Here is a 1516-nt window from a genome sequence, read left to right as displayed (position 1 = left end):
CGATTCTGATTGGCAGAAGCAAATGTCGTTTTCGCAATAGGCTTACGCCCTAATCCAAGATGGTATTGCTTTGCTCTATGTGCTTCAAAAGCAACAATCAGATCTCGCAAACCCTCTCGATTGCTCAGTTGCCCAAACATCATTGCAAGCAATTGATTCCAACAAGTGGTTTCCATCATACTTGCGGACATAGTTGTTAAACTGAGTTCTGTTCAAAAAAGCGGTGAGTTGGGCAAAAACGTATTTGTCTTGGAACATAACAGTCATTTGAATTTGACTGCAAAGTTACGAAATCAAGTCCGTTTCATTCCAAAACACCACCTAATAGACTGTATTTCAATTAATTCAGAGAGCAATTAGTCCGCTTTAACGGGACAGTAGTGTCTTACTTTGTATTGATGCTATAGTATCTTCGTTGAATTACTACAGTACTTTGTAAGCACTCAAATTAGGGCTTAAATTAGAAATAAGTATCTTCGCTGTTGAATTTAAAACATGAGTCCACTTGAAAAAGTCAGAGCACTATCAATCTGAAAGTTTAACAGCAAAAAGATGGCTAAAATGGGTTCTTTTGTGCTATAAATGTCATACAGAATAGTTCTTCTTATGCTTTTAAGTTTTAAACTGTAAGCATTTTGAGGTGCCCCTCTGTTTTGATGGCACTTTTTCAAGGTGACTCAAACATTGAATTATGTACAGCAGTGAAGATTTAGAAAGATTCTATTTCCAGTACTAGACAGAGGCAATGCCGAAGGGCATCTCCATTGAACAGTTCTGTTCACGTAATAAAGTACCTTATAACATATTCTACAAATGGTACAAGGATACACGCAACAAGATAGTGGAAGTAAAGGTGGATGGGCTTCCTACCTCGGCTCAGGAAGAGCCGAAGCAGGAAAGCTCTTCCCAAGAACCATCTTCTACAGTAACGAAGCCTTCCGGTGTTCGTATTCTCGTGGAGTTGCGAATGACCAATGGACTGCATATCTCCCAGAAGAACCTAAGCTATCAAGAGCTGAAGCGACTGATAGAGAAACTAGAGGGTCTATGCTGAGTGTTACCGGTATTAACCGCTTCTATTATCTCCGTGACTTTACGGATATGCGATGCAAACATAGTCGTGTACTGTCGATCATACGTGAGCAACTTCACCGTGAACCAAATGATGGTGATGTATTTATAGTAATGTCTCGTGACCGTCGTATAGTAAGACTGTTCGCATTTGACAATCGTTCATATAGTTTGTTTGAAAAGAAGTTTGTAGCAGGTCATCAGTTCATGAAAGTAGAACGTGAAGGCAATGATTGTGTATATATAATAAGTTGGAAAGATGTGGTAATATTATTGGCAAACCCAATAGTTAAAACATTGAAAATCAGATAATTATGTTGTTTGTTAATTCGTTTTTCTCACATATTTTCACTATCTTTGTAGTTGAAAATCGTAAGCGTATCCGCGATGCCACCTTGCACACATTCATTTATCATTATATCTTTGCTGCCAAATCAAAATCTTT

General features: G+C 38.1%; 2 protein-coding genes and 1 pseudogene. 2 read left to right on the top strand and 1 reads right to left on the bottom strand.

The genetic code is table 11. The features are described 5' to 3' along the window. A pseudogene (locus I6E38_RS14735) lies at positions 1 to 258 on the bottom strand (DUF4372 domain-containing protein); the annotation flags it as partial. A 487-nt stretch (positions 259 to 745) separates the two neighbouring features. Here I6E38_RS14735 and tnpA point away from each other — a divergent pair. Together tnpA and tnpB are read left to right on the top strand one after the other, a co-directional pair. Then, on the top strand, positions 746 to 1054 hold the full coding sequence (tnpA, locus tag I6E38_RS14730) for an IS66 family insertion sequence element accessory protein TnpA (protein WP_235394691.1): 309 nt from the start codon (positions 746 to 748) through the stop codon (positions 1052 to 1054). Continuing rightward, the gene (tnpB, locus tag I6E38_RS15520; RefSeq protein WP_294914974.1) at positions 1048 to 1383 is read left to right on the top strand and encodes an IS66 family insertion sequence element accessory protein TnpB; all 336 of its coding nucleotides are present in this window, start codon (positions 1048 to 1050) and stop codon (positions 1381 to 1383) included. Before tnpA ends, tnpB begins: the two co-directional genes overlap by 7 nt. The last annotated feature ends 133 nt before the right edge of the window (positions 1384 to 1516 follow it).

Origin of the sequence: Leyella stercorea, assembly GCF_021531355.1 — a bacterium.
Classification (GTDB): Bacteria; Bacteroidota; Bacteroidia; order Bacteroidales; family Bacteroidaceae; genus Prevotella.
This window is presented reverse-complemented; position numbering and strand designations above follow the sequence as displayed.